Origin of the sequence: Cryobacterium melibiosiphilum (genome assembly GCF_003602235.1) — a bacterium.
Lineage (GTDB): Bacteria > Actinomycetota > Actinomycetes > Actinomycetales > Microbacteriaceae > Cryobacterium > Cryobacterium melibiosiphilum.
The window spans coordinates 119165-143365 of sequence record NZ_QZVS01000095.1 but is presented as its reverse complement, the minus strand read 5'-3'; the positions used below and the strand labels follow the sequence as shown (position 1 = coordinate 143365).

The 24201-nt window shown below is 69.7% G+C and carries 21 protein-coding genes; 16 read left to right on the top strand and 5 right to left on the bottom strand.

Features of this window, described 5'->3' with window-relative positions; translation table 11 throughout:
- Positions 1 to 44 precede the first annotated feature (44 nt).
- A complete protein-coding gene (locus D6T64_RS19055; protein WP_119976248.1) occupies positions 45 to 4100 on the top strand; it encodes an SCO7613 C-terminal domain-containing membrane protein in 4056 nt (1351 codons plus the stop codon).
- Positions 4101 to 4242: 142 nt separating this feature from the next.
- Here the strand turns inward: D6T64_RS19055 and gabT are convergent, their stop codons facing one another.
- Positions 4243 to 5622: a 4-aminobutyrate--2-oxoglutarate transaminase gene (gene gabT, locus D6T64_RS19050; protein WP_119976247.1), complete on the bottom strand. Its 1380-nt coding sequence runs from the start codon at positions 5620 to 5622 to the stop codon at positions 4243 to 4245.
- A 169-nt stretch (positions 5623 to 5791) separates the two neighbouring features.
- Between gabT and D6T64_RS19045 the strand changes: the two genes are divergently transcribed.
- From D6T64_RS19045 to D6T64_RS19030, 4 genes are read left to right on the top strand one after another with little or no spacing between them, the layout of a single operon-like run.
- The gene (locus D6T64_RS19045) at positions 5792 to 7444 is read left to right on the top strand and encodes a PucR family transcriptional regulator (RefSeq protein WP_233551416.1); all 1653 of its coding nucleotides are present in this window, start codon (positions 5792 to 5794) and stop codon (positions 7442 to 7444) included.
- Positions 7428 to 8249: a thymidylate synthase gene (locus D6T64_RS19040; RefSeq protein ID WP_119976246.1), complete on the top strand. Its 822-nt coding sequence runs from the start codon at positions 7428 to 7430 to the stop codon at positions 8247 to 8249. Before D6T64_RS19045 ends, D6T64_RS19040 begins: the two co-directional genes overlap by 17 nt.
- Positions 8239 to 8754 carry a dihydrofolate reductase gene (locus D6T64_RS19035; RefSeq protein WP_325049812.1) on the top strand — a complete coding sequence of 172 codons (516 nt, stop codon included), beginning with the start codon at positions 8239 to 8241 and terminating at the stop codon, positions 8752 to 8754. Before D6T64_RS19040 ends, D6T64_RS19035 begins: the two co-directional genes overlap by 11 nt.
- A 39-nt stretch (positions 8755 to 8793) precedes the next feature.
- Entirely contained in the window at positions 8794 to 10521 is a 1728-nt protein-coding gene (locus tag D6T64_RS19030; RefSeq protein ID WP_119976245.1) for an alkaline phosphatase D family protein, read from the top strand.
- Here the strand turns inward: D6T64_RS19030 and D6T64_RS19025 are convergent.
- Together D6T64_RS19025 and D6T64_RS19020 are read right to left on the bottom strand one after the other, a co-directional pair.
- Positions 10518 to 11399, bottom strand: a complete 882-nt coding sequence (locus D6T64_RS19025; RefSeq protein ID WP_119976244.1) for an EamA family transporter — start codon at positions 11397 to 11399, stop codon at positions 10518 to 10520. The genes D6T64_RS19030 and D6T64_RS19025 overlap by 4 nt on opposite strands.
- A gap of 24 nt (positions 11400 to 11423) precedes the next feature.
- Complete coding sequence (locus D6T64_RS19020; protein ID WP_233551414.1) at positions 11424 to 12323, bottom strand: LysR family transcriptional regulator ArgP; 900 nt, start codon at positions 12321 to 12323, stop codon at positions 11424 to 11426.
- 104 nt (positions 12324 to 12427) lie between these two features.
- On the opposite strand from D6T64_RS19020, the gene D6T64_RS19015 reads away from it, so the two are divergent.
- Positions 12428 to 13054 (top strand): LysE/ArgO family amino acid transporter, encoded by a 627-nt coding sequence (locus D6T64_RS19015; protein WP_119976242.1) that lies wholly within the window; start codon positions 12428 to 12430, stop codon positions 13052 to 13054.
- Positions 13055 to 13234: 180 nt separating this feature from the next.
- Entirely contained in the window at positions 13235 to 14092 is an 858-nt protein-coding gene (locus D6T64_RS19010) for an SDR family oxidoreductase (RefSeq protein WP_119976241.1), read from the top strand.
- Between the two features lie 103 nt (positions 14093 to 14195).
- On the opposite strand, the gene panD is transcribed toward D6T64_RS19010, so the two are convergent.
- Entirely contained in the window at positions 14196 to 14609 is a 414-nt protein-coding gene (panD, locus tag D6T64_RS19005; protein WP_199719228.1) for an aspartate 1-decarboxylase, read from the bottom strand.
- 131 nt (positions 14610 to 14740) lie between these two features.
- Here panD and D6T64_RS19000 point away from each other — a divergent pair, with 131 nt between their 5' ends.
- The 9 genes from D6T64_RS19000 (at position 14741) to D6T64_RS18960 (ending at position 23017) form a co-directional block, all read left to right on the top strand.
- Complete coding sequence (locus tag D6T64_RS19000) at positions 14741 to 15421, top strand: histidine phosphatase family protein (protein WP_119976240.1); 681 nt, start codon at positions 14741 to 14743, stop codon at positions 15419 to 15421.
- Positions 15422 to 15427: 6 nt separating this feature from the next.
- Positions 15428 to 17242: a glutaminase A gene (gene glsA / locus D6T64_RS18995; RefSeq protein WP_119976239.1), complete on the top strand. Its 1815-nt coding sequence runs from the start codon at positions 15428 to 15430 to the stop codon at positions 17240 to 17242.
- Positions 17243 to 17315: 73 nt separating this feature from the next.
- Positions 17316 to 17855 carry a hypothetical protein gene (locus tag D6T64_RS18990; RefSeq protein ID WP_119976238.1) on the top strand — a complete coding sequence of 180 codons (540 nt, stop codon included), beginning with the start codon at positions 17316 to 17318 and terminating at the stop codon, positions 17853 to 17855.
- Positions 17855 to 19873, top strand: a complete 2019-nt coding sequence (locus D6T64_RS18985) for an ATP-binding cassette domain-containing protein (protein ID WP_119976237.1) — start codon at positions 17855 to 17857, stop codon at positions 19871 to 19873. The genes D6T64_RS18990 and D6T64_RS18985 overlap by 1 nt, the downstream gene beginning before the upstream one ends.
- Positions 19870 to 20673, top strand: a complete 804-nt coding sequence (locus tag D6T64_RS18980) for an ECF transporter S component (RefSeq protein ID WP_119976236.1) — start codon at positions 19870 to 19872, stop codon at positions 20671 to 20673. The genes D6T64_RS18985 and D6T64_RS18980 overlap by 4 nt, the downstream gene beginning before the upstream one ends.
- A 97-nt stretch (positions 20674 to 20770) precedes the next feature.
- Positions 20771 to 21766 carry an NAD-dependent epimerase/dehydratase family protein gene (locus tag D6T64_RS18975; RefSeq protein WP_119976235.1) on the top strand — a complete coding sequence of 332 codons (996 nt, stop codon included), beginning with the start codon at positions 20771 to 20773 and terminating at the stop codon, positions 21764 to 21766.
- Between the two features lie 73 nt (positions 21767 to 21839).
- A complete protein-coding gene (locus D6T64_RS18970; protein WP_119976234.1) occupies positions 21840 to 22211 on the top strand; it encodes a YciI family protein in 372 nt (123 codons plus the stop codon).
- Positions 22212 to 22431: 220 nt separating this feature from the next.
- Positions 22432 to 22629, top strand: coding sequence for a helix-turn-helix transcriptional regulator (locus D6T64_RS18965; protein ID WP_119976233.1), 198 nt, complete (start codon positions 22432 to 22434; stop codon positions 22627 to 22629).
- Positions 22616 to 23017, top strand: a complete 402-nt coding sequence (locus D6T64_RS18960; RefSeq protein ID WP_119976232.1) for a hypothetical protein — start codon at positions 22616 to 22618, stop codon at positions 23015 to 23017. Before D6T64_RS18965 ends, D6T64_RS18960 begins: the two co-directional genes overlap by 14 nt.
- A gap of 36 nt (positions 23018 to 23053) precedes the next feature.
- On the opposite strand, the gene D6T64_RS18955 is transcribed toward D6T64_RS18960, so the two are convergent.
- Positions 23054 to 24184, bottom strand: a complete 1131-nt coding sequence (locus tag D6T64_RS18955; protein ID WP_119976231.1) for an HNH endonuclease signature motif containing protein — start codon at positions 24182 to 24184, stop codon at positions 23054 to 23056.
- Positions 24185 to 24201 lie beyond the last annotated feature (17 nt).

Sequence of the window (24201 nt, the reverse complement as noted above, 5' to 3'; positions counted from 1 at the left end):
CCTGGTCGCTCTTCCCGGGGATCGGTCGCCCCTAGACTGCCCGCATGGGCAAAACCTGGAGTGACAGTGCGGTGCGGTATCTCGTCGATGCGCGTCTCTGCCCGCGCTGCGACGCCGAACTGCAGCGACCTGGCTGGTGCCGCGCGTGCGGTGCCGATCTCAGCGGATCGGTCGCTGTCGAACTGACCGCGGCATCGTCTCAGGCAGCGGATGCCTTGGACGCACGCCAGCACATCATCGCCCGGCTGCCCACCATTCCCGGTCCCGCCGCGTGGGGCGACCCCGTGGATTCGGTCGCGATGCCCACCCCGGGTTGCGTGCCAGCCGGCTCAGCTGCGGGATCGGCTGTCGGATCGGCTGTCGGATCGGCTGTCGGATCGGAAGCGGGATCGGCGGCTGTGCTCCCGAGCGTGCCGCAGTATCGCGCTCCCGAGTGGGCGGCCGCGGGGATCGCGGCCGCCCCGGCCGACTCACGCTCGCAGGTGAGCGTGCAGTCGGTGCTCTCCGTCGCCGGCGCCGCGCTTCTCGCCGTCGCTGCCCTCGTCTTCACGTTCTTGAATCCCGACCTCACCAGCTTTGCCGGGCGCACCACGATCATCGCCGCGATCACGGTGGTCTTTCTTGGCGGCGCCTGGTTCTTCGCCCACAGCGGACTGCAGTTCTCGGCCGAGTCGGTCGGTGCCCTCGGCGGGGTCTTCGTACTGCTCGACGTTTGGGCGTTCTCGCAGCTGGCCCCGGCCGGCATCAGCCCGTTCGTCTTCGCCGGGCTGGGCACGCTGATCACGTCGGCGGGGCTGATGTTCCTCGGGGCTCGGGCGCGCGTGCGCACGTGGGTGTGGGCATCCGTCGTCGGTCTGGCCCTCACGCCGGGACTGTTCGGATCGGCCGGCGGTAGCGCCTGGTCGGCGGTGCTCGGCAGCGTGGTCGTCGCGGCAGTCGTGCTCGGCCTGCACCCGATTGTGCGCCGTCTCGCACCGCGCTTCGGGCGTACCCTGGCCGCGGAACACGGCACCGCCCTGGTCATCCAGGTCAGTGCCGTCGGCGTCGCGCTGGTTCAGCTCGCGGTGCTCGACCTGTCGCCGGGGGCAGCCCGGGTGTTCGGCACCGCGGGCATCCTCGTGTGCCTCGCGGTCGTGACGGCCCTCGGCAGCCGGAACGGGCTCCCCCGGTTCTGGAGCTTCGTGTCGGGGGCCTTCGCGGTGGCCGCGATCGGACTGCTTCCCGTCAGCCTGAACAGTGGCGTCGGGCTGAACAGTGGCGTCGGGCTAGCGAACAGTGGCGAATGGATTGTGGCCCTGGCGCCGCTGTTCGCCGGGGCGGCGCTGATGGCTCTGACAGCGCTGGGTGTCACCACGCGCGGCAACGCGGTCGCCGCGAGTCGTCGCAGCCTGAGACTGGGTGCCGGCCTGATGGCGCTGCTGGCCGCTGTGCCGGCCCTGTTCCTCGCCGGACTCCAGCTGGTCTCCCCCATTTTCACGCTCCTGGTGGGCTTCGAGACGCGTGACCCCGACTCGTTCATCGTGTCGCCGCTCCTCGGCCTTGCCGCCCTCGGCGGGGTGTCGGCCAGCGCCGCGACGCTCTGGGCGCTGTCCCTCGTGGCGGATCAGGCCCCGCTGGCAGATGAGGCCCCGGTAGCGGAGGGGGCATCCGTCGGCGGGCGCCTGGCCCTGCGCGGCCGGTCGCTCGCGGCACTCATGCTGGTGTTGCTGACCGTGGCCGGCTGGAACGGCTTCGACCGGCCCGTGCAGGCGATGGTCGGGCTCGGGCTCGCCGTTCTCGTCTGCGCGGTGCTCGTGTGGGTGCCCCGGGTGGCGCAGGCCCCGACGGCGCTGCGCCGGCCGCTGGTCATCGGCGCGCACGCGCTGCTGCTGTTCGCGGCGACCGTCGGTTGGATACGGCCGGAAGCATCCGTCTGGGTGGGCGCCGCGGCCGTGCTCGTGCTGGTCGCGGTCGCGCACACCCGGCCCGGGTCGACCCGGCCGTGGTATTTCGGCATCGGCTACGCTTACGCGCTCGTCGTCTTCGCGACCGCGCTCGACCTCGCCCCGCTCGAGAGCATTGCCGTGCTGTGCCTCACGACGACCCTCGCGCTGCTCGTCGCCCTGGCCGCGACGCTGACGACCTGGCTGTCGCCGCGCAGCTGGTATGCGGCCCTGATCGTGACCGCGGTGCCGTTCCTGATCGGGGTGGTCGGAGTACTGCTCGAGCGCAGCGGTTGGACGGCCTTGTCGACCGGTGTCGCGTTCGCGTTGGCCTTCACCCTGGTGACGAGCCGGCGACCCGGCATGACCCTGCTCCTGCGCTCGGCCGCGGCGGCGCTGCTCGTGCCGGCGCTCGCCGTGGTCATCGTGTGCCTCGGCGCCCAGCTGCCGATGAGCGGATCGCCGATCGTACTGCCGATCGTGGCCGCCCTCGTCGCCGTGACCATCCCGATGGCGTCGCTGATCGCGCAGGGACTGGCCCGCTCCGGGCTGTCGATCGCCGAAGCGGATGCCGCGCGCCGCTGGATCGAGCTCTCGGCCGGGGCCACCGGCGTGCTCACGATCCTGCTGGCCCTCGTGCGCGTCGCCGCGGGGCTCGAGACAACGTTCGTCGTGCTCGTCATCCTGGGTGCCGGCGCTGCCGCCAGCGCCCTCACGATTCACCACCGGTATGCCTGGTGGGCGGCTGCCGCCAGCTGGACCGGCGCCCTGTGGTGTGTCTGGGCGATCCAGGGCGTGGACGTGCTCGAGCCCTACCTGCTGCCCCCGGCGCTCGCCGCGATCATTGTCGGCGCCTTGCTGACGCACCGCGGCCGGGACGGCGAGGCGCTCTATACGACGGGCCTGCTGGTTGCCGTCGTACCGAGCCTCGCGGTGCTCGCGGTCGGCTCGGTGAGCGCCGGCAGCACCGAGGTGACGACGTCGTGGCGCAGCTATGCGCTGCTGGGCGGGGCGCTGCTTCTGGTGGTGCTGGGCCGAGTCGTGCTGGGCCGAATCGTGAGTCGGCATCCGCTGCCCGCACAGCTCACGGCCGACCACCTGCCGGCCGGTCAGACTGACAACGACGCGCAGGACGCCGACGAGCGGTCGACCGCCCAGCGGGTGGCCGCCCGGACCGTCGCCGCTCCGCCGGATGGGCCGCGGTATGAGTCGTTGCGGGGGCTGCGCGCCCCGACGCTCTGGGTCGCGACGATCGCCGCCGCCGCGGGGGCCGTGCAGGCCGTGCGCTGGGGCCTCGGCGTCGACCCGCTCGACCTCGCCGCCGACGCGCTCGTGATGGTACCCGTGTTGGGGATCAGCCTGCTGGCGATGCTGCTCGCGGTCGGGGCCGGATTTGTGTTGCAGGGAGCGCCGTCACGCTGGCGCTATGCAGCCGCGACCGCGTTTCTCGTGGTGGGGCCGATCACCGCGATTCGGCACGACCCGTTCTCCATCATCACGCTCATGGCGCTCACCCTCGCCCTGCTCGGCTTCATGCTCATCACCGTCTGGCTGGCCCGCTCCGTCACGGTGTCACTGCCGCCGGCCGGGTTCATCTTCGCGCTGGCCTGGTGCACGGCCGTCGCCGGCTGGAGCGAACGCGAGCTGCGGGTCGAGGCATGGTCGCTGCCGCTCGGGGTGGCGCTGCTGCTCGCCGGAATCCTGGTGCTGCAGCGGGCCCCGCAAGGAGCGGCGGCGACAGGCCCGTCCCGGCCGGTTGCGTCTCGTGGTGCACGATGGGTATCGAGGTGGACGGCCTGGACGGCCTGGCCCACCGGGTTCAGCGGATCGTGGCGCCTGCTGACCCCCGGCCTCGTGGTGATCTTCCTGCCCTCGGTACTCGCGACCGGCACGGATCCGCTGACCTGGCGAGCGATCATGGTGATGGGCCTCGCGCTCGCCGCAATCGTGATCGGGTCGGTGCGGCGCCTTGCGGCCCCGTTTGTGCTGAGCCTGGCCGTGCTGCCGATCGAGATCATCGTGGTGTTCCTGGTGCAGATCGGCCGCACCATCAACCCGCTGCTGTGGTGGATCGCCCTGGCCGTGGCCGGCGCCGTTCTGCTGGTGATCGCCATCACGAGCGAGCGCAAGGGCAGCGCGGGAACGGGTGTGGCGGCCCGCTTGCGCGACCTGACCTGACCCGGCCCGAACCGACCCGAACCGACCCGACAGCAGCCCCTGGCGCCCGGGTGAGTTGCGGACTTCGTGCCTTCACCCGCGAGATGAAGGCACGAAGTCCGCGACTCAGCTGCGAGCTCTGCCGCGAGCTCAGCGCGGCGGGTCAGGACGCGGCGAGCACCTCGGCGAGAACCTGCAGGGCCTCGCGCAGCAGGGCATCCGTGATGCTGAGCGGCGGAAGCAGGCGAATCACGTTGCCGTAGGTGCCGCAGCCCAGCAGCAACACTCCCTGCGCGTGAGCGGATGCAAGCACTCGGCCCGTCAACGCGGCGTCAGGCTCCCCGGTGGCCGGGTCGATCAGTTCGAGGGCCATCATGGCGCCGCGGCCGCGCACTTCGCCGATGCGCGGGTCGTCGATCGCGGTCAGGCTCGCGGTGATGATCGCACCGATCTGGCGGGCGCGGCCGACGAGGTTCTCGCTCTCGTAGGTGGCGATGGTCGCGAGCGCCGCCACGCAGGCGAGCGGGTTGCCGCCGTAGGTGCCGCCGAGGCCGCCGCCCTGGGGCGCGTCCATGATGTCGGCGCGGCCGGTCACCGCGGACAGCGGCAGTCCGCCGGCGATGCCCTTGGCGGTGCAGATCAGGTCGGGCACGATGCCCTCGTGCTCGCAGGCGAACAGGTCGCCGGTGCGCGCAAAGCCGGTCTGCACCTCGTCGGCGATGAAGACCACGTTGTGGGCCCGGCACCAGTCCACGAGCGCGGGCAGAAAGCCCGCCGCGGGCACGATGAAACCGCCCTCGCCCTGGATGGGTTCGATGATGACGGCGGCGAGGTTGTCGGCGCCGATCTGCTTCTCGATCTGGCTGATCGTGCGGCGGGCGGCTTCAGCACCGGAGAGGCCGCCGTCGCGGTAGGGGTAGGAGGTGGGCACCCGATAGACCTCGGGGGCGAAGGGTCCGAACCCGTTCTTGTAGGGCTGGTTCTTCGCCGTCAGGCCCATGGTGAGGTTGGTGCGGCCGTGATAGGCGTGGTCGAAGGCGACGACAGCCTGTTTGCCCGTGAAGTGGCGGGCGATCTTGACGGCGTTCTCGACCGCTTCGGCGCCGGAGTTGAACAGGGCGCTGCGCTTCTCGTGGTCGCCGGGCGTGAGCCGGTTGAGGGCTTCGGCGACGTCGATGTAGGAGTCGTAGGGCACCACGGAGAAGCACGTGTGGGTGAACTGGGCGAGCTGCGCGGAGACCGCGGCGACGACGGCGGGGGCGCTGTTGCCGACCCCGGTCACGGCGATTCCCGAGCCGAGGTCGATGAGCGAGTTGCCGTCGACGTCGACGATCACGGCGCCGCCGGCCGCGACGGCGTAGACGGGCAGGGTGACGCCCACTCCGGCCGACACGGCCTGGTTCTTGCGCAGCGTCAGGGCGCGGGATGCGGGACCGGGAATGCTCGTGACGAGCCGGCGTTCCTGGGGCAGCGTTGGTCCGCCGAGCGGAGTCGTCGCGGTTTCCGGCAGGGTCGCGGGGGTGGTGGCGTCAACAAGGGTCATCTGGCTGCTCCAGTTCTAGATAGTTCACGATCGTGAGTGGTGCTGGGTCGTTCCGGGTCGAAAGTAGTCCGGCCGAGACCTATCGTAGGGAGGCGCCACCCCGGGCACCGGTCCGCGTTGTACAGTGAGATCACTCTTTTTCACCCGGATGTACATGTATTGAGGTTCCGTGCTGCCCACCCTGCGTCGACTGCTCACCCGGCCCGAGCTCGCCCTGACGCTGCTCGCGCCCGACAGCCTGGACCCGGAGGTGCTGCCCGCGGAGCCGGCGGTACCGGCCGAGGGAGTGGACGCATCCGTCGTCTGGGTGCACAGCTCCGACCTGCTCGACCCGACGCCGTTTCTCGCGGCGGGGCACCTGCTGCTCACCACCGGAACCCAGTTCGGCACCGGCGACGTCGTTGATGATGCCGAAGCGGATGCCCGTTACGCCGATTACGTCGACCGGCTGCAGGCGTGCGGGGTCGTCGCCCTCGGCTTCGGCACCGAGGTCGTGCGCGCCGGAACTCCGCAGCCGCTGATCGATGCCTGCCGGGCACGCGGGCTGCCGCTGTTCGAGGTGCCCTTTCGCATCCCCTTCATCGCCGTCGAACGTGCGGCCGGCGACCTGATCGCCGAAGAACGCTATGCCCGCAGCACCTGGGCGCTCGCGGCCCAGCACGCGATTGCCCTGGCGGCCCTGCGGCCGGACGGTCTTGGCGCAACCCTCGCCGAGCTGAGTCGCCAGTTGGACCACTGGGTGGCCCTGTTCGATGCCAGCGGCAAGCTCGACCGGGTATTCCCCGAATCGTCGCTCGCCGCGACATCCGCTCGGGGCCTCGCCCTGGAGTCCCTGCAGCGCGACGCGGCCCGACTGCTGAGCGCCGGAAAGCGGGCCAGCAGCTCGGTGATCGCCGGCGGGGAGACCCTGACGCTGCAGACCCTCGGGCGCCCGGGCGCCCTGCGCGGAGTGCTCGCGCTCGGCGGCACGACCGCGCTCGATCGGGCCAGCCACAGCGTCGTGACCTCGGTCATCGCCCTCGCCGGACTGTCCCTGGAGCAGAACGCCACCCTCGGCCGCGCCGTCGGCCACCTGCGGTCGGGGCTGCTGCGCACGCTGCTCTTGGGAGACCTGGACCTGGTGCAGGGTGTCGCCGAGCAGTTATGGGGCGCCCTTCCGCCCTCACCCGTGCGGGTGGTGAGCGTGCAGGTGGCGGCGAATCGCCGCGACGCCTTGACCGAATGGCTGGAACTGCGGGTGGAAACCCGGCCCGGAACGCTGTTCTTCGCCCTTCTCGACGACTCGGTTGTGCTCTGCGTCGAAGCCGATGACAGAGCACTGGTCGCCGAGGCGTGCTCTCGATTCGAGGCCTGGGCGGGAATCTCCGACCCGAGCGGGTACGACGGGCTCCCGGGAGCACTCGCCCAATCCGGGCAGGCGCTGGACCGAGCGGCCGAGGTGCAGCCGGGAATGGTGGAGTTCGCGGCGATCGCGCGCCAGGGGGTACTGGCTTTGCTGGCCGGAACGGATGCCCGGGAGATCGGCCTCGCGGCCCTCGCCCCGCTGCTCGCCCACGACACCGAACACGGCTCCGGGCTGGTGCCGACGCTGCGGGTGTGGCTGGAACACAATGGTCAATATGGAGCCGTCGCCACGCTGCTCGGGGTGCACCGGCACACGATTCGGGCCCGCATTGGCCAGATCGAGACCCTGACCGGGCGAGATCTGAGTGGGTTTCCGGCCCGCGCCGACCTGTGGGCGGCGCTGCTCGCCACGGATCCGGGCGAGGCGCCTCAGGGCCGCGGTTCACGTAGTCTGGACCGTGATGTCTTCGCCAAATAGTGCCCCGGCCGTATCCACTCCGTATGAGGACCTGCTCCGGCACGTGCTCGAGACCGGTACCGCGAAAGCCGACCGCACCGGAACCGGCACCACGAGCGTGTTCGGCGCGCAGCTGCGGTTCGACCTCAGCCAGGGTTTTCCGCTGATCACGACGAAGCGTGTGCACTTCAAGTCGATCGCCTACGAACTGCTGTGGTTCCTCCGCGGTGAGAGCAACGTGGGCTGGTTGCGCGAGAACGGCGTGTCCATCTGGAACGAATGGGCCGACGCCGACGGCGAACTCGGCCCCGTCTACGGCGTGCAGTGGCGATCGTGGCCGACCCCGTCGGGTACGCACATCGACCAGATCTCCCAGGTGCTCGATACCCTCCGCCGCGACCCCGATTCCCGCCGCATGCTTGTTTCGGCATGGAACGTCGCGGATATTCCCGAAATGGCATTGGCGCCCTGCCATGCGCTGTTCCAGTTCTACGTCGCCGACGGCAAGCTGTCCTGCCAGCTCTATCAGCGCAGCGCAGACCTATTCCTGGGTGTCCCGTTCAACATCGCCAGCTACGCGCTGCTCACCCATCTGGTCGCGGCGCAGGTCGGCCTCGAGGTCGGCGACTTCGTGTGGACCGGCGGTGACTGCCACATCTATGACAACCACCGCGAGCAGGTCGCCGAACAGCTCGGCCGCACGGCTTTTCCGGCTCCGAGCCTGAAGATCGCCGCCCGCGACAGCCTGTTCGACTACGAGTACGCCGACTTCGAGGTCGTCGACTACCAGCACCACCCGAGCATCAAGGCCCCCGTTGCCGTCTGACCGCGCCTCGGCCGCGGCTCCCGACGTCGCGATGATCTGGGCGCAGGCCCGCGGCGGGGTCATCGGCGGCGAGAACACGATTCCGTGGCGCCTGCCCGAAGACCAGATTCGTTTCAAGGAGCTGACCGCCGGCGGCGCGGTCGTCATGGGCCGGCGCACCTGGGACTCGCTGCCGGAACGGTTTCGCCCGCTGCCGCACCGGCAGAACATCGTGCTCACCCGCAGCGCCGTCTGGGCAGCGGATGGCGCGGAGGTCGCCACTTCCCCCGCCGCGGCGCTCGCCCTCACGTCGACCACCCCGGTCTGGATCATCGGCGGCGGTGAGGTGTATGCCCGGTTCCTGACGCTCGCGACCCGCCTCGAGGTGACCGAACTCGACCTCGCGGTCGAGGGCGACACCGTGGCCCCCGTCATCGACGAATCGTGGCGACGAGTGGCGGCGAGCGAGTGGATGGTCTCGCGCACGGACATCCGCTACCGGTTTCTGAGCTATGAGCGCGTCTAAGCGGTAGTGCCCGGGCGCTCATGCCGGTACAACTGGGGAATGACCTCGTCACCGCTGATTCTGGGCCCGTTGCTGCGCTACGTCGACGAGGTGTCGGCGAGCATCTGGTTCGAGACCCGGGACGCCGCCGTCGTCGCGGTCACCGCCGGCGACCGCACGTTCCGGGCGCGGACCTTCGCCGTGCACGGGCACCACTACGCGCTGGTCGCGCTGCACGGCCTCGACCCGGGATCGGTCACGCCCTACACCGTGGCTGTCTCGGGAAAAGAGGTCTGGCCGCCCGCTGACTCGGGCTACCCGGCATCCGTCATCGCGACCCTCGATCGTGCTCGACCGTTGCAGCTGGCCTTCGGGTCGTGCCGCACGAGCGTTCCCCACGACAAGCTCGGAAACCATACCCACGGGGTCGACGCGCTGCGCGCCTACGCCCTGCGCCTGGCCGCCGCTGACGGCGAGCAGGCGGCCCGGCCCGACCTCGTGCTCTTTCTCGGTGACCAGGTCTATGCCGACATGACGAGCGAGGCCATGCAGGTCTTCATCAGGGGCCGGCGGGAGATCAGCGAGCCGCCCGGTGAGGAACTCGCCGATTTCGCCGAGTACGCCCACCTCTACGGGCTGGCCTGGACCGATCCGGCCAACCGGTGGCTGCTCTCGACGCTGCCGACCGCCATGATCTTCGACGACCACGACATTCGCGACGACTGGAACGCGTCGCTCAGCTGGAAGCGCACGATGGACGCCACACCGTGGTGGCACGGCCGCATCGTCGCGGGCCTGGCGTCGTACTGGGTGTACCAGCACCTGGGCAACCTGTCACCGGCCGAGCGGGAGGCTGACGAGATCTGGCAGCAGGTCGCGGCACACGAGGCTGCTGTGCACGAGAACGCCCTGCACGAGAACGCCCTCGACCAGAACGCCGAACAGGCGGCTGAACTCGACCTCACCGCCGTGCTCGACGCCTTCGCCGAACGATGTGACGAGCATCCATCGACCTACCGGTGGAGCTACTGCCGCGACTTCGCGGACACCCGGCTGGTCGTGCTCGATTCCCGCAGCACCCGGGTGCTTGAGCCGAGTCGCCGCGCCCTGCTCGACGACGGCGAAACGGCGTGGCTGAGCGACCGGCTACAGGGCGGCTTTCGCCACCTACTGATCGGCACCTCGTTGCCCTTTCTGCTGCCCACCGGGCTGCAACGGCTGGAAGCCTGGGACGAAGCCATCTCCGAGGGAGTCTGGGGGCGCCCGGCCGCCGCGCTGGGTGAGCGGATGCGCCAGGCCGTCGACCTGGAGCATTGGGGAGCTTTCCAGCGCAGCTTTCACGATGTCGCCGCGATGGTGACCGAGCTGGCCGATGGCGACCGCGGCGACGCCCCCGACACGGTGATGTTCCTCTCGGGCGACGTGCACTACTCCTATGTCGAAGAGGTCGAGCGGTCATCGGGCAGCCGCATCGTGCAGGCGGTGTGCTCGCCGATTCGCAATCCCCTGCCGGTGCTGCTGCGCTCGTTCTCGGCCGTGCTGTCATATGGGGCGTCGCGGCGCATCAGCGGCCTGCTGGCGCGCGCGGCCCGCGTGCCCGAACCACCGTTCCGCTGGAACGGCGTCACCGGACCGTGGTTCGACAACTGTCTGGCCAGACTCAGCGTCACCCCGGAGGGCGTGCGGCTGGTCTGGGAAGCCGGGATCGTCGACGGGCAGGACCACCAGCATCCGCGGGTCAGAACCGTCGCCGAGATCCTGCTGGGCCCGCGCGAAGGGGCGCCTTAGCCGGGGATCTCGACCCGCGCGGCCGGGGACGTGCGCGGCCGCGTGCTGAGGGAAATCCCGACGCTCGCGACGGAGACCAGAACCAGTGCCGCGATCTCCTGCCAGTGCAGCCCCTGCCCGAGCACGACGAACCCGGCGATCGCCGCCGCGGCCGGCCCGACGCTCTGCAGGATGCCGAACACCCGGGTCGGCAGCGTGCGCAGGGCGCGCAACTCGAGTGCGTACGGGATCACCGACGACATCACGGCCACCAGCAGCAACAGGGCGATGAGCGAGGGTTCCAGCACGATGTTCAGGGCACCGGATGCCCCGAGCGGCACGGCCAGGGCGGCCGCGACGAGCATCGCCACGGCCAGGCCCCCGGTGCCGGGCAGGGCCTTGCCGAGGTTCGCGCTCGCGAGGATGTACCCCGCCCAGCAGATGCCGGCGGCCACGGCATAGGCCACTCCGAGCGGGTCGAGTTCGGTGACGGCCTGTACGCCGAGCAGCACGACCCCGGCGAGGGCGAGCAGGGCCCAGATCGCGTCGGTCCAGCGTCGCAGCTGAACCATCGCCAGCACGAGGGGCCCGAGGAACTCGATGGTGATGGCCACCCCGATCGGAACCGTCGCGATCGACAGGTAGATGAACTGGTTCATCGCGCCCAGGGCAATGCCGAGCAGGATCGCGGCTCGCCACGCGGACCACCCCCACTGCCACACCTTCGGGCGGAACAGCAGCACCAGAATCACGGCGGCGAAGACCAGCCGCAGCAGGGTCGCTCCGAGCGGCCCGACGGTCTCGAACGAGGACTGCGCCAGCGCCGCCCCGAACTGCAGCGAGAACATGCCACCCACGATGAGCAGCGGCGCGGGGATGCGGGTGGGAGTAGGGGGCATGGTTCGACCGTACCGGCCGGGCGCCTACAGGGCGTGCAGCCGCGTGGCGGCGGCCGAGCGCACGGCATCCGTCACGTCGTCGAGCAGCTCGGAGTCGAGGTTCCAGCGCTGCCAGTACAACGGCACGTCGACGGGCTGTGCGGGGGCCAGTTCGACGAGGTCGCCACGGGCGATCTCGGCGAGGCACTGCTGTTCGGGCAGCAGCCCCCAGCCGAGACCCAGCGCCACCGCGCGAGCGAAATCGGCCGACGTGGGTATGAAGTGCCGGGGCGCTGCCTGGCCGGGGGTGTCGAGATCCTGGCCGACGGCGCGGCGAAAGAAGTCATCCTGCAACAGGTCGCGGCGGTCGAAATTCACGACCGGCACGCCCGCGAGCCGCCAGGGTGCCGCGATGCCGCCGAGCCAGCGGTCGCGAAAGCCGGGGCTGCAGACGGCGCGGTACCGCATGATTCCGAGCTTCTCGGAGCGGCAGCCCTGCACCGGTTCGGGCGTCGACGTGACGGCGGCCATCACCGTGCCGGCCCGCAGCAGGTTCGTGGTGTGTTCCTGGTCCTCTCGGCTGATGGTGAAGACCACGTCGACACGCGGGGGCAGCGCCGCGAGGGCCTCGAGAAACCAGGTCGCGAGGCTGTCGGCGTTCACGGCGAGCGCGATCGACCGTTTACCCGAGTGCAGCAGATCGTCGTCGAGCGCGCGGGTGGTGTCCGCCTCGAGCAGCTGCATCTGGCGCGCATACCGCAGCACCACATCGCCGGCGGCGGTCGTCGTGACGGGCGTCACCCGCTGCACGAGCACCTGCCCGGCGATCTGTTCCATCGCCTTGATGCGCTGCGAGACAGCGGATGCCGTGACCCGCAGCCGACGCGCCGCGGCCTCGAAGGTGCCCTCTTCGAGCACGGCAACCAGGGCGTGCAAGTGATCCATCTGAAACCGCATCGTGCGCCTCGTGATTTTGTGATTAGTTTTACTTAGGTGTGACAAGAATATTTAGCTGTACAGGTGACCAGCCTAGCTCTAACGTCAGAATCATGACCGTCACCACCACACTCGTCCCCGCGCTCTTCGGTCTGGGCACGGGCCTCGCCCTGATCGTCGCGATCGGCACCCAGAACGCCTTCCTGCTGCGCCTCGGCATCGCCGGCTCCAATCGCACCATCGCGGTCGCCGTGGCGGTCTGCGCGGTCAGCGACGCGGTGCTGATCGCGGCGGGGATCGTGGGGATCGGGGCCCTCGTGGAGACGGCGCCGGGGGCGATCGTGGTCATCCGCTACCTGGGAGCGGCATTTCTGCTGGCCTACGGGGTGTTCGCCCTCGTGCGGGTATTTCGACCGAAAGCCCTGGTGGCGGCCAGCACCGGTGGCATCACCATGAAGGCGGCCGTGCTCACCATCGTGGCCCTGACCTGGCTGAACCCGCACGTCTACCTCGACACGCTGGTCTTTCTCGGTTCCGTCGCCAACCAGCAGGGCGCGGATGCCCGCTGGTGGTGGGGCGGGGGCGCGATCGCGGCGAGTTTTCTCTGGTTCACGAGCCTCGGCTTCGGGGCCCGGTTGCTGCGGCCGTTCTTCGCCCGGCCCAACTCGTGGCGGGTACTCGACGGTCTCATCGCGGCCGTCATGCTCGCCCTCGGCGTGCGGATGGCGATCGGCTTCTGATTCGAGGCTGCTCCCGACGCACGCCCGCTGAGGTGCGGACTTCGCACCTTCCTTTCGCCCGCGAAGGCACGAAGTCCGTCTCTCAACCGGCCCGCGCCCCATCGGCGGGCTTGGGAAGGAAATCCCGATCCCGCCTGTTACAACGCGGGGGGCGCAGACCGCGCCCGCGAAGGGAATGCCATGTCAATCGTCGTCACCGGAGCCACCGGACACCTCGGAGCTCTCATCATTGACCACCTGATCAGCAGGGGAATCTCTGCTGCCGAGATCACCGGCGTGGGGCGCAACGCCGACCGGCTCGCCGCGCTCAGCGCCACGGGCGTGCATACCGCGACCGTGGACTACAGCGACGCGGCGAGCCTCGCGACCGCCCTCGCCGGTGCCGGTGCCGACACCCTCGTGCTCGTCTCCGGCAGCGAGGTCGGCCAGCGGGTGCAGCAGCACACGAACGTAATCAACGCCGCGAAGGCCGCGGGCGTCACCCGCATCGTCTACACGAGCGCCCCGAAGGCCGACACCTCGGCCCTGATTCTCGCACCCGAGCACAAGGCGACCGAGGAACTGATTCGCGCCTCCGGCATCCCCTTCACGATCCTGCGCAACGGCTGGTACACCGAGAACTACCAGAACGTCGTCGCCGTGGCCCGGCAATCGGGAACCTACCTGACGAGCGCCGGCACCGGCCGGGTGTCGAGCGCCTCCCGCACCGACTACGCCGAGGCCGTCGCCGCCGTACTGACCAGTCCCGGCCACGAGGGCAAGACCTACGAACTCTCGGGCGACGTCGCCTGGGACGGCACCGAGATGGCCACTGCACTCACCACCCTGCTCGGCCAGCCCGTCGTCTTCACCTCCGTCAGCCCCGAGCAGCACGCCGGAATCTTGCAGAACGCGGGCCTCGACGAGGGCACGGTCGGCTTCGTCGTCGCCCTCGACGGCAACATTCGCGACGGCCTGCTCGACGGCACCTCCGGCGAGCTGGCGACCCTCATCGGCCGCCCGACCACTCCGCTGCTCGACGGCCTGCACGCGGCCTAACCCGCGAGCACATCCCGGCGAGTGAGCATTTTTTGCACTTCCCGAGCTCGGGAAGGGCAAAAAATGCTCACTCGCGAAACGGGGCGGGGTGATTCGGGGGGGGTCAGTGCTCGGCGAAGGGCGGCGAGACCAGGCCCGGCACGTGGGCAGCGGATGCGTCAGCGTCGACCGCCACGATCGCGTTGCGTTCATCCACGTGCACCACAGACGGCTCGAAGACCCGGGCCTTCTTGGTGCTCATCTGGGCGTAGGAGATGATGATGACGAGGTCACCCTGGTGCGCCAGCCGGGCGGCCGCTCCGTTCACGCCGATCACCCCGCTGCCTCGCTGCCCGGCGATCAGGTAGGTCTCGAAGCGGTTGCCGTTGTTCACGTTGACGATGCTCACGAGTTCGCCCGGCAGCAGGTCGGCCGCATCGAGCAGGTCACGATCGACGGTGAGCGACCCGACGTAGTGCAGGTCGGAGTGCGTGACGGTGGCACGGTGAATCTTGGACTTGAACATGGTGCGGCGCACTGGTCGGAACCCTTTCACGAGGTGAGCGGCCGGATCGCGCGAGCGCGGCCGACGCTCCAGTGTGCGCTCTTTCCCGGCCCCCGGCCAATCCGCGACCGGCACCCGGGCGCACTGCCTAAGCTGGAGGCACCATGCGACTTTTCCTGATCCGCCACGGCCAGACGCCCGCCAACGTTCTCGGTTCGCTCGACACGAACCATCCCGGTCCCGGTCTCACCCGGCTCGGCGAACAACAGGCGGCGGTCATCCCGAAGGCGCTCGAGAACGAGCAAATCGACGCGATCTTCGCCTCGACGCTGCTGCGCACGCAACTCACCGCGGGGCCGCTCGCTGCAGCGCGGGGCCTCGACGTTCAGGTTGCCGGGGGCCTGCACGAGATCGAGGCGGGCGAACTCGAAGGGCGCAGCGACCAGGCATCCGTCTACCGGTACATGGAAACCGTCTTCGCGTGGGGCGCCGGAAACCTCGATGTGCGTATGCCGGGAGCGGGTACCGGACACGACTTCTTCACCCGTTTCGACGCCGATATCGCCTCTGCCAGCGGCCAGATCGAGATGTCGGAGCTCGACACGGCGGCGGTGTTCAGCCATGGCGCGGCCATTCGCGTCTGGGCGGCGGCACGGGCCCGAAACGTGCCCCCGGAATTCGCGGGCCTGAACAACCTCGACAACACCGGCGTCGTCGAGCTGACCGGAACACCGGCGGATGGCTGGACTCTCATTTCGTGGGCCGGCATGCCCGTGGGTGGGCAGCAGCTCGCCGACACGACCGCCGAGGACCCCACCGGCGACACCCTCAGCGCTCAGGCCTAACGGCCTGTGGAATCACCCATCGAGAGCTACCTGCGCCACCTCCACGCGGAGCTCTCCGAACAACGCGACGGCACCGTGTACACCCCCGGTGGCGCGCCGAGTCTGGCCAACCCCGACGCGTTCGGCATCTGCCTCGCTACCACCGACGGCCAGGTCTACGAGGTCGGCGACACCCGCACCGAGTTCACGCTGCAGTCGCTCTCGAAGGTCTTCACCTACGCCGTCGCACTCAGCGATCTCGGCTTCGACGCCGTCGACGCGAAGGTCGATGTGGAGCCCTCCGGCGACCCGTTCAATGAGATTTCCCTCGCGGCGGGCACGGGCCGTCCCGACAACGCCATGATCAACGCCGGTGCCCTCGCCGTGACCTCGCTGATCAAGGGTTCCGGCGGAAAGAGCGCCATCAAACGCATCGTGAGGGTGCTCTCCGACTGCGCCGGCCGCGAGCTGGCCGTCAGCGAGCCCGTCTTCACCGCCGAACGCCGCCACAGCGACCGTAACCACGCCCTCGCTTACCTGCTGAGCTCCTTCGACATCATCGAAGACGACCCGACGACAGTGCTCGAGAACTACCTGAGGCACTGCTCGGTGCAGGTCACCTGCCGGGACTTGGCGATCATGGCGGCGACCCTCGCCAACGGCGGCACCAACCCGGTCACCGACGTACAGGCCCTCGACCTGGCCCCGGTCGAACGCGTGCTGTCGGTCATGATGACCTCAGGAATGTACGACGACGCCGGCGCCTGGCTCACCGCCGTCGGCATGCCCGCCAAGTCCGGGGTCGGCGGCGGAACCCTCGCCGTGCTCCCGGGGCAGCTCGGTGTGGCCGTGTTCTCGCCGCGCATCGACGCGCACGGCAACAGCGTGCGCGGTAGCCTGGCCAGCCAACGCCTTTCCCAAGAGCTGGAACTGCACTTCGTGCGGGCGGCACGCAGTGGACGCTCCACGATTCGGTCCTCCACCGACATCACCGAGCTGCCCTCGGGCATCCGTCACCCGGATGAGACCGCCGCAACCCTGACCGAACACGGTCACCGCGCGCGGGTCATCGAGCTGAGTGGCGACCTCATGTTCGCCGGCACCGAAGCGACCCTGCGCGAGGTCTGCGCCCTGGGCGACGAGGTGGAGCTGGTCATTCTCGACCTGCGCCGCGTCGATAAGGTGGGCGCCGTTGCGCTGCGGATGCTGTCGACCCTGAAGCACAGTCTGGCCGCCGCTGGCCGAGAGCTGCTGTTGATCGGTACCGAGGGGACCGCCGCCGAAACCCTCGCCGACCTCGGCCCGCACGTGCGCGCCTTCGGTACCCGCAGCGCGGCCGTGGAATATGCCGAAAATGTACTGATCGGGCGCTATTCTCCCGAGCTGCGGGTGCAGACTCCGATCGCGGCCGCCGACTCCCCCGCCCTCAGCGCCCTGGATCGGGAGGACGCCGAGGCCGTGGCCGCGCTCATGGAACCGCGCGCCTGCGACGACGGTGAGATCGTGCGTCGCGTCGGGCAGCGCTTCGGCGGGGTGTTCTTCATCGTCTCGGGGCGGATCAGCACGATCGTGCCCGGTCCGACCAACGAACGGGTGAAGCTGACCACCCTGAGCGCCGGAATGACCTTCGGCGAGCTCGCGCTCGGCAGTGCCGACCGCCAGGAGACGACGGAGAAGGCCGACGGGCCGGTTCAGCTTCAGGTGCTGACGAGCGAGGCGATCGCGCAGCTCGAGCTGGATGACCCGCGCCTCGCGGTCGAGCTCTGGAAGGCGCTGACCCGCGACGCGTACACCCGGGTGGACCAGTACCTACGGGAGACGGCCGTGCGCATCCGCGACTGAGGCGCGGATCTGCGATTGCCGCACAAAACGTCACGTGGCGGGGCGTCGGCCGCCCGCTCGCTATCCTGAATCCATGAAAAAAACTCTGCGCACATATGCCCCGGGCGCGCTGGCCCTGATTGCCGCGCTGGCCCTGGGCGGATGCGCCCAGGCCGCACCCTCGGCGTCTTCCTCGGATACCCCCTCGAGCACCCCGCTGTCCAGCACGGGTGACTGCAGCGGCGTCACCGTCGTCGTCGACTTCGGCACCCTCGACGCCGAGGCGCTCACCGAGTGCGTGGACGCCGACGCGAGCCTCGCGGCATCCACTGTCATGCAGACCGCGGGCATCACGACCGAAGGCACCGTGGAGTACGGCGACCAGATCGTCTGCCGCGTCAACGACCGCCCGGCCGCCGACGAGACCGTCGAGGTCGAGGGCGAAGCCTCCTTCACGGAAGCCTGCGCGTCGATGCCCGCCGCCTACGCCTACTGGGCGCTCTGGGTGAAGCCCACCCCCGACGCCGACTGGGCCTACGCGCAGGAGGGGCTCGGCTCGTTGCAGACCGCTCCGGGCGAGACGCTCGGCCTTGTCTACACGACGGGCACCGAGACTCCCACGCCCGGCAGCTAGTGTTTCGGCTGCGCCCGGGCCCGCTGCGGGCGGCCGTGCTGCTCGCGGTGGGCTTCGTGCTGCTGCGTGTGGTCTACCGGGCCGCCTTCGGCGGGGTCGGCGGCCCGGGGCCCGTGTTACTCGACCTTCCCCTGCTGCGCCTCGGCGGGCCGTTCAGCCACGTCACCCTGCTCGGCCCGATCACGCTCCAGGGCCTCGGCAACGCCGCCCTCAGCGCGCTTCCGGTCGCCGCGGTGATCCTGTTTTTCGGGGCTCTCAATGCCGTCGTCGACGTGAGCCGGTTGTTCGGGCGCGGGGCCGGCCGCGGCCCGCTGCGGGCGATCTCCCGGGCCCTGGTCATCGCCTGGGCGACCTTTCCGGCGCTGCTCGACTCGGTGCGCCGGGTGCGGATCGCCCGCCGGCTGCGCGGCGAACGCGGAGTCGCGGCCCTGCTCGTGCCGGTCTTCGAGCAGACCATCGAGCGCGCCCTGGCCCTCGCGGCCTCGATGGAGACCCGCGGCCTGGCCGCCGACAGCTCCGCCGACGGTTCTGCCGACGCGCTGACCGCAGACTGTGCCCGGCCGGCCACGATGACGGATGCCTCCCTCGCCTTCGCAGGCTCCTGGCACCTCGACCACCTCGCCTTCGCTCTGGCCCCGGGCACACTGACCGTGATCGCGGGCCCGACCGGCTCGGGCAAGACCAGCCTGCTGCACAGCCTCAGCGGGCTGTTCCAGCATTTCTTCGACGGCACCCAGGGCGGAGTGATCGAGGTCGCCGGCGTCGACCGGGCCCGCACTCCCCCGCGCAACACGGCCGCGTTCGTCGGCCTGGTCAGCCAGAACGTGCGGCTCGGTTTCGCCGCCGAGACCGTGCACGACGAGATCGGATTCGCCCTTGCCGTGCGCGGCGTCGCCCCCGTGATCGTGCACGCACGGGTGCTCGAGGTTGCCGCCCGGCTGCAGATCACCGCCCTGGTGCCGCGCCCGATCAACGCCCTGTCGGCGGGCGAGGCCACCCTCGTCGCCATCGCCAGTGCCCTCGTGGCCCGGCCGATTCTGCTCCTCGTCGACGAACCTCTCGCCGACCTCGATGAGGCGGCCCGGTTGCGGGTCTGCGCGGTGCTCGCTGACCTCGCCCACGAGGCGCAGGTCTGTGTCGTCGTCGCCGAGCACAACACCGCCGAATTCGCGGCCACAGCGGATGCCTGGCTCGAGATCCAGGGCACCCGGGTGCAGGTGCGCGGCGCCGGCGACCGGCCGGGGGCACGCGCCGACGCGAGAGCTGACGATTCAGTGAGAGCTGACGATTCAGTGAGAGCTGACGATTCAGTGAGCCCGCTTGCGCGGGCGATCCCGGTGGCCGCCCCCGGGGAGCCGCGGGTCAGCATCCGTCACCTCACCGTCACGCACGGCACAACCCGTGTGGTCGATGACGTCTCGTTCAGCATCGGTCCCGGGCAGATCGTGGCGCTGCGCGGCCCGAACGGTGCCGGAAAGAGCAGCCTGCTGCACGCGATCGCCCTGCCGAGCGCCCCCGACTCCGTGATCATCAATGGAACGAACGTTTCCGCGCTCAAACGGAGCACCCGACGCCAGGCCGTCGCCCTCGTGCCGGAAAACTTCGATGACCTGCTGTTTTCCATCTCCGTCAGCGAGGAGTGCCGCCGTTCCGATCGCTCCACGCGGGCGAGCGCCTCGACAGCGGAGGTCTTCGCCGCCCTCCTCGGCCGCAGCGCCGGCGCCCCGCTGACCGCTCTTCTGGGCCAGCACCCCCGCGACCTGTCCGCCGGGGAGCGCCTCTGCCTCGTCATCGCGATCCAGCTCGCCGCGTGCCCCGCGCTGCTGCTCGTGGACGAGCCGACCCGCGGCCTCGATCCGCAGGCGCGCGCCCTCGTCGGGTCGGCCCTGCTGCGGGCCTCGCGCAGCGGAACCGCCGTCATGTTCGCCACCCACGACCAGGCCTTCGTCGACGGGATCGCCACGACCACGATGCTGATGCGCGCGGCTCGGCTCGTTCCGGAACTGGTGCCGTCATGACGACAGCCCGCGGTCGCGCCGTCCGCCCGATCTCCCTCTCGGCAAACCGCTGGACCTCCCTGATACTCGGCGCCGGAAGCCTGCTCGCCGCCGCCGCATTCGGCTGGCCGTTCGTCGTCTCCGCGGTGCCCGCCGACGCCCAGGCCGCGGTGCCGTGGGTCGCATTCGCCCTGGTTCCCGCGCTCGTCGTCGCGCTCGCCCTGACCCTCGACCGCGAGATGTACACCGCGAAAACCGTCGCCCTGCTCGGAGTGCTCGGCGCTATCGGTGCCGCGGTGCGCATCGCCGGCACGGGCGTCGGCGGCGTCGAGGCCGTGTTCGTGCTGCTGATCCTGGCCGGCCGGGCCTACGGCGCCCGCTTCGGGTTTCTGCTCGGCCTGCTCACCATCGCGGTATCCTCGCTGCTCTGGGGCGGTTTCGGTCCATGGACCCCGTTCCAGATGTTCGCCTGCGCCTGGGTCGGAGCGGGCGCCGGGCTGCTGCCCCGCTCTCGAGTTTCACGTCTGGGTCAACGCCTCGAAATCACCCTGCTCGCCGCCTACGGCGTGGTCGCGTCCTACCTGTTCGGCCTCGTCATGAACCTCTGGTTCTGGCCGTTCGCGGTGGGCGGCGGCACCGATATTTCGTACACCGCGGATGCCGCTCCCGGCCAGAACCTGGCGTCCTTCGCCCTGTACTCCCTCGTCACGTCCACCCTGACGTGGGATACCGTGCGGGCCATCACGACGGTGGTCGGCATCGTGCTCGTGGGCCCGGCGGTGCTCGCCGCCCTGCGCCGCGCGAAGCTGTCGCCGCGCTGAGTGCGCGTCTGCCAGACTCGGCGTGAACCGAAACGGCCCGTCCCTGACGACCTGACGACCGAATGACCTGAGCGAATGGACCCGAACGGATGACCCTATGACCACGCACCTCGTTGTTGGAGCGGGCCTGATCGGCCGCCCGCTCGCCGAACGCCTCGTGGCACGCGGCGACACGGTAACCGTCGCCACCCGCTCGGGCTCGGCCGTGGTCGGCGCCGCCGCGCGGGTGCTCGATGCGAGCGATCCGGCCGCCTTCACCCGGGCTGCAGCGGATGCCGCCACCATTTTTCTCTGCACCAACCCGCCATACACCGATTGGGCCGCGTCGTGGCCGCCGGTCATTGAGGCCGCGATCGACGCGGCATCCGCTTCGGGCTCCCGGATCGTGGTGATGGGCAATCTCTACCCCTACGGATCGCCGACCGGGGCCATGAGTGAGCACTCCCCCGAGACCACCACCGAGGCCAAAGGACTGATTCGCCGGGACGGCTGGGCGAGGATGCGCGCCGCGCACGACGCCGGACGCATCCAGGCCGTTGAGGTGCGCGCGAGCGATTATTTCGGGCCGGGAGCGACCGGCACCGCCCACCTCGGTGAAGGTTTTTTCCGGGCGATCCTGCGCTCGAGCACCGCGCACGTGGTAGGCAAGCCACACACCCTGCACAGCTGGAGCTACCTGCCGGACATCGTGACCACGCTCATCGCCGCGGCCGATTACAGGGGCCCTCAGCATGCGGGTGCCGAGCAGACGGGTGCCGAGCATGCAGGTGCTGCGGGTGCCGAGCAGAAGGGTGCCGATCACAGGGGCGGCTGGGGCCGCATCTGGCACGTTCCCAGCGCCACCATCAGCCGCACCGACATCGCCGGGCACCTCAACGCCCACTACGGCACCCGGGGGAAAGTCTCCGGCTACCCGCAGTGGCTGCTGCGCTCGCTCGGGGTCGTGCATCCGCTCACGCACGAGGTGTGGGCGTCGAGCTACCAGTTCGTGGTGCCCTTCGAGATCGATTCGACCGAGACGCAGCGCGAACTCGGGGTCGCCGCCACCCCGTGGAACGAGGCACTCCTCGCCACCGCGGAGAGCTACCGCTGATCGGGCGGTGACGGGGGCGGTCGAGTCAGGGAACTCCGTTGCTGTCAGGCCCGATGAGGGCCACCATCAACACATGACTGCCTACCTCATCTCTTTTCCCAGCGAAGCCATGGTGCTCACCGACGAGGAGTTCCCGATTGTCGCCGCCGAGTCTCGCGCCGTGATCGAGGAAGCGAAAGCGGCCGGCGTCTATGTCTACGGCGGTGGCATCGACGAGCAGCTGGGCCCCGTGCTGGTCGCCGCCGACGGGTCCGTGAGCGCCCAGGCCTACCCGGGGAGCGAGCTCACGGGCGGGTTCACCATCTTGGAGCTGCCGACGCGCGCGGATGCCGTCGCGTGGGCGCGCACGATCGCGGTCGCCTGCCGATGCTCGCAAGAGTTGCGCGCATTCATGTACGACCCCGGCAGCTATCCGACCGGTCGGCTGGCCGACCCGGGAAGGTAGCCGAAACCGGCTAGCCCGAGAACAACAGGCCGCCCGAACAGCAACCTCACACCGCGGGTCGCCAAGGTTCGTGCTCGTGCGCGAGCCAGAGTCGTGCGGGGTCCAGTGCCCGCATACCCCCACGGCTGCTGCCCTACACAATGGCAATCGGGCGGGGCTTGGCGATGCCAACATGACAAGCTAGCTTGACACAGCAGCGACTGTAAAGCAGGCTTGTCATATGGAGTCCGAGATCAGAGTCAGGCGTCAAGCCGTTGGCCTCTCCCAGGCCGCCCTTGGCGCGGCCTTGGGAGTGTCGCGCCAGACCATAAATGCCATCGAGACCGGGCGTTACGATCCATCCCTGGTTCTGGCCGTTCGGCTGGCCCGGTACTTCGAATCCACCGTTGAGGAAGTGTTTCACATTGCAGAAAAGTAACCGCTCGCCCATCTCGACCACCAACCTCGTCTTAGTCAGCACGCTCTGCGCGGGAGCGCTTGTCGCGGCTCTCACTCAGAATTGGTTCGGCGCGCTTCTGCTGCTCATTCCCGGCATAACGGGGCTCGGGATTGCGCTGTACGCGCGCCGCCCCAACTCCCGCGACATCACCCGTATCAACGCCATCGAGTATCGTGACGAACGGGACCGCGACCTAGCCAGGCAGGGGTTCGCAACCGTCGGCGCCGCCGCACTGTTCCTGTCCGTGATCGAACTCGTGCTCGCCACGATCTTCTTCTCCCCGCTGCTGGGCCTTGCCACTGCACAGCTACTCGCGCTGTCCTTCGTGTGGGGGATCGCGAACTCGAACGCCGTAAAGCGAAACTGAAGCAACCTGTTCGCTACGCAGGCCCACCGGCACCAGCTAGTGTCCTTTCGGCTGGAGGAGGGGTGGTCGTCCGCCGCGGCGTGGTCTGCGGTTCGGATCGATGCTCGTCGGCGGAATGAACCAGACCACGTTGTGTGTGACGACGATGTCCCAGCCCTCCTCGTGAATGCGGTGGTGGCAGGGTCCGCACTGCAGGACCCCGTTTGTGAGGTCGGTGGGTCCGCCGTGGGCTTTCCACCACAAAATATGGTGGGCTTGGGTGTAGCTGGGTGGTCGGTTGCAGCCGGGGGTGGCGCAGCCGCCGTCGCGTTCGGCCAGGGCCAGTTTCTGGGCGCGGCTGAAGAGGCGTCGGCCGACGCCGAAGTCGAGCACTTCGCTGTCGCCGCCGAGGACCATCGGGATGATGTGGGCGTCGGCGGCCATGCGGCGGGCGGTTCCGGCGCTGATGGGCTGTTCGATGCCGTCGAGTTGGGCCTCGCCGAGGCCGTCGAGCAGGGAGTGGAGGGTCATCCTTACGATGACGGTGGTGTGGTTCAGCGGCCCGGGGCCTTGGGTGCAGCTGAGGCCGTGCCGCACGATCTCGACGAACGCGTCGAAGTACATCTGCTGGATCGTGCGCGTCTCGGCCAGCTGCAGGTGTGGTTCGCCGCATTCATCTTCATCGGTGGACGGTGCGGTCTCGGTCGGTTCGAACCGGGGCTTACGCAGTTCGGCGCCGACGAGGGCGTCGATCGCGGTGTCGAAGAACGCCGCCGAGACCGGGTCGGCCTCGAGAATGTAGCGTTTCATGCCGTTGGGCAGCACCGTGCGCACCAATGAACGGCGGCCGACGAGCACTTCTTCGCGGGGTTCGATCCCGTCCACGTCGAGGGCCGCGGCCACCTGCGGGTATTCGGGCGGCATCCGTTCACCGAGCAGGCTCACCCGCGGCCGGGTCGCCGACCCGACCCGGCAGAGCCGGCTGGCTTCGCCCATCGAGATCTGGTCGACGTCGGTCAGCAGCACGCGCGCGTTACGGCACCCGGTTTTCGCCGCGACGCCGTGCGCGCCCGAGTCGTGCGTGAACCGGTCGGCCAGCTCACCGGCCGCCCGGGCCGCGAGGGCCTCGACCTGCCGCTTCGCGGCGAAGATCGCGTCCGTGACCGTGAGCAGCTCGGCATCGCTCATGCCCTCCAGATCGCGAG

What these genes read in the sequence shown, in the direction of transcription:
- D6T64_RS18990 (WP_119976238.1), top strand. Translation starts at nt 17,316, where the DNA reads ATGAAAAAAACTCTGCGCACATATGCCCCGGGCGCGCTGGCCCTGATT.
- D6T64_RS19000 (WP_119976240.1), top strand. Translation starts at nt 14,741, where the DNA reads ATGCGACTTTTCCTGATCCGCCACGGCCAGACGCCCGCCAACGTTCTC.
- D6T64_RS19015 (WP_119976242.1), top strand. Translation starts at nt 12,428, where the DNA reads ATGACCGTCACCACCACACTCGTCCCCGCGCTCTTCGGTCTGGGCACG.
- D6T64_RS19010 (WP_119976241.1), top strand. Translation starts at nt 13,235, where the DNA reads ATGTCAATCGTCGTCACCGGAGCCACCGGACACCTCGGAGCTCTCATC.
- gabT (WP_119976247.1), bottom strand. Translation starts at nt 5,622, where the DNA reads ATGACCCTTGTTGACGCCACCACCCCCGCGACCCTGCCGGAAACCGCG.
- D6T64_RS19020 (WP_233551414.1), bottom strand. Translation starts at nt 12,323, where the DNA reads ATGGATCACTTGCACGCCCTGGTTGCCGTGCTCGAAGAGGGCACCTTC.
- D6T64_RS18980 (WP_119976236.1), top strand. Translation starts at nt 19,870, where the DNA reads ATGACGACAGCCCGCGGTCGCGCCGTCCGCCCGATCTCCCTCTCGGCA.
- D6T64_RS19025 (WP_119976244.1), bottom strand. Translation starts at nt 11,399, where the DNA reads ATGCCCCCTACTCCCACCCGCATCCCCGCGCCGCTGCTCATCGTGGGT.
- D6T64_RS18970 (WP_119976234.1), top strand. Translation starts at nt 21,840, where the DNA reads ATGACTGCCTACCTCATCTCTTTTCCCAGCGAAGCCATGGTGCTCACC.
- D6T64_RS19030 (WP_119976245.1), top strand. Translation starts at nt 8,794, where the DNA reads ATGACCTCGTCACCGCTGATTCTGGGCCCGTTGCTGCGCTACGTCGAC.
- D6T64_RS19055 (WP_119976248.1), top strand. Translation starts at nt 45, where the DNA reads ATGGGCAAAACCTGGAGTGACAGTGCGGTGCGGTATCTCGTCGATGCG.
- D6T64_RS18955 (WP_119976231.1), bottom strand. Translation starts at nt 24,184, where the DNA reads ATGAGCGATGCCGAGCTGCTCACGGTCACGGACGCGATCTTCGCCGCG.
- D6T64_RS18965 (WP_119976233.1), top strand. Translation starts at nt 22,432, where the DNA reads ATGGAGTCCGAGATCAGAGTCAGGCGTCAAGCCGTTGGCCTCTCCCAG.
- D6T64_RS19040 (WP_119976246.1), top strand. Translation starts at nt 7,428, where the DNA reads ATGTCTTCGCCAAATAGTGCCCCGGCCGTATCCACTCCGTATGAGGAC.
- D6T64_RS18975 (WP_119976235.1), top strand. Translation starts at nt 20,771, where the DNA reads ATGACCACGCACCTCGTTGTTGGAGCGGGCCTGATCGGCCGCCCGCTC.